Here is a 2,599-nt window from a genome sequence, read left to right on the forward strand (position 1 = left end):
CCGGAGCGCAGGCGGAGGTATCGCCGGCGGAGGCCGGAGCGCAGGCGGAGGTATCGCCTCATCGGCGGCCTTCCGACCGGTCCGGCATGGTCGGGTCCATGGCGAACGGTTCGAGCCCGACCTCTTCCTCCGGCGGCCCCTGGGCGGCGAGTTCGGCGATCCGGCGGCGGTCGGCGGTGGTGGGCGGGGCGAGGGTCGATACCACGGCGGCCAGCACCCCGGCATAGGGGGAACCGTTGTCCGCCAGCGAAAGCCGCAGCAGTTCCAGCACCGGGACATGCTCACCGAGCAGGCGCTCACCGCCGATGGGGTCGACGGTGGCCGCGAACTCGAGCAGTACCGGGAGGTGGTCGGGCAGTTCGTTGTCGCCGAGTTCCACCCCGGCATGCCGGTAGGCGTGTTTGAACCGCAGCAGCGCCATCCCGCGTTTACGGGTGTCGCCGTAGGCGTAGAAGGTCAGGTGCAGGCTGGCGCGGCGCCGCATATCGAAGGTTTCGACATAGCGGGCGGCCAGTTCGAGTTCGGGTGTGACGCGCAGATGGTCACAGAACTCGGTGAGCTGTGTCCGCACCGGTTCCGGGAGGTCCCGCACCGCGTCGTCGAGCTGTCCGAGCATCGCGAGGGTGCCGGCGCCGGGGTAGTCCAGCAGCAGCGCGGCGGTCCGCCAGACGATCCGCCGGTCGCGTTCGCTCATCGCCAGTGCCGGTTCGGGACGGCGGCGCAGTTTCAGCAGAGCCATCGGATACTCCTCCCGGCCGGTTCGTGCGGTCCGCGGAGGCCGGAGCCGAGGCGGCGGTCCCGCGTCACCGCCGGACCTCCGTGGGTTCCGCGGACGCACCCGCGTCACCGTTGGCCGAGGCCCCGGAACCGTTCCCGTCCACCCCCGATACGCCGTTTCCGTTCCCGTTCCGGCCTTTCGCCCCGTTCCCGTTGCCGCCGTTGCCGTTGACGCCGTTGCCATTGCCGTTGACGCCGTCGCGATCGCCTCCGCCGGCGGCCCGGCCCGCGGCCGTCCCGGCGGACCCGTTCCCGTCGGTCACGCTGCCGTTCGGCCCGCCGACGCCGGCCGGCACCAGCCCGTCGGTATTCTTCCCGTCCCAGTTGAGCAGGTTGATCCGGCCCGATTTCTCTTCCGGCGCCGCATCGTTGCTGTCGGTGAGATGGAACTTCTCCACCATCTGGTCGAAGGCGGTCATCCCCGGCCCGCCGTCGTTGTCCAGACTGCACCCGGTGGCCAGCGAATCCAGTTCGTGGGCCTGCGCCCCCGCGCCGGTCGGGATCACATACCGATGCTCGTATTTCGCGATGGCCAGCAGCCGGTACATGGCCTCGATCTCCTCCGGCTCCAGCCGCACCGAGGGCGCGATGGCCGGATCGGGTTCCTGACCGAGGTTGATCGAGCGCATGAACGCGCGCATCCCGGCCAGGCGCTGCAGGGACGCCCGCACCGGGCCCACCTCACCGGCGGTGAACAGTTCGGCGAGGTATTCCACCGGAATCCGCAGCGCGTCGATCGCGCCGAACAGGTTGGCGTGATCCTCGCCGTCGTGACCGGTCTCCGACAGCACATCCACCACCGGCGAGAGCGGCGGTACGTACCAGACCATCGGCATGGTGCGGTATTCCGGATGCAACGGCAGCGCGATCTGGTAGTCGACGATGAGCTTGTACACCGGCGAATCCTGGGCGGCCTGGATCCATTCCGGGGAGATCCCGGCGCGTTCGGCCTCGGCGATCACCCGGGGGTCGTGCGGGTTCAGGAAAACACCGAGCTGGCTCGGATACAGATCCTTGTCATCGGTGACCGAGGCGGCCTCGAGGACCGCGTCGGCGTCGTAGAGCATGACGCCGATATAGCGCAGCCGTCCGACACAGGTCTCCGAGCACACGGTCGGTATCCCGACCTCCACCCGCGGATAGCAGAAGGTGCATTTCTCGGCTTTACCGGTTTTGTGGTTGAAGTAGATCTTCTTGTACGGGCAGCCGGTCATGCACTGCCGCCAGCCGCGGCATTTGTCCTGATCCACCAGGACGATGCCGTCCTCGGAGCGTTTGTAGATCGCCCCGGACGGGCACGACGCCGCGCAGGAGGGGTTGAGGCAGTGCTCGCAGATCCGCGGCAGGTAGAACATGAAGGTCTCTTCGAATTCGAGCTTCACCTGCTCGGAGACCCGGGCCAGCAGTGGGTCCTTGGCCACCTGTTCCGGCCCCGACCCCAGATCGTCGTCCCAGTTGGCACCCCAGGTGACCTTCGTATCCTCGCCGGTGATCAGCGATTTCGGCCGGGCCACCGGAGTGGTGTCGATGGCCGGTGAGGACAGCAGATTGTCGTACTCGTAGCTCCAGGGCTCGTAGTAGTCCTCGATGGTCGGCAGATCGGGGTTGGCGAAGATGTTCAGCAGCCGCTTCAGCCGCGAACCCGATTTCAGGGTCAGCTTGCCGCGCTTGTTCAGCGTCCAGCCGCCCTTCCACTTCTCCTGATCCTGATACTGCCGCGGGTACCCCTGGCCCGGCCGGGTCTCCACATTGTTGAACCAGACGTATTCGGTGCCGCCGCGGTTGGTCCACGCCTGCTTACAGGTGACCGAACAGGTATGGC

2 protein-coding genes are annotated in these 2,599 nt (G+C 67.6%); both read right to left on the reverse strand.

Annotated features, from left to right (window positions below):
* Positions 1 to 58 precede the first annotated feature (58 nt).
* Positions 59 to 739, reverse strand: a complete 681-nt coding sequence (narJ, locus tag ACWDU1_RS31440) for a nitrate reductase molybdenum cofactor assembly chaperone (RefSeq protein ID WP_450004052.1) — start codon at positions 737 to 739, stop codon at positions 59 to 61.
* A 64-nt stretch (positions 740 to 803) separates the two neighbouring features.
* Positions 804 to 2,599, reverse strand: a 1,796-nt coding sequence (gene narH, locus ACWDU1_RS31445) for a nitrate reductase subunit beta (protein WP_450004053.1), incomplete at its 5' end; no start/stop codon positions are given.

The organism is Nocardia sp. NPDC003345, from assembly GCF_053589395.1.

Bases quoted from the DNA above. Each gene is read 5' to 3' on its own strand.
- narJ (WP_450004052.1), bottom strand. From the start codon at position 739: ATGGCTCTGCTGAAACTGCGCCGCCGTCCCGAACCGGCACTGGCGATG.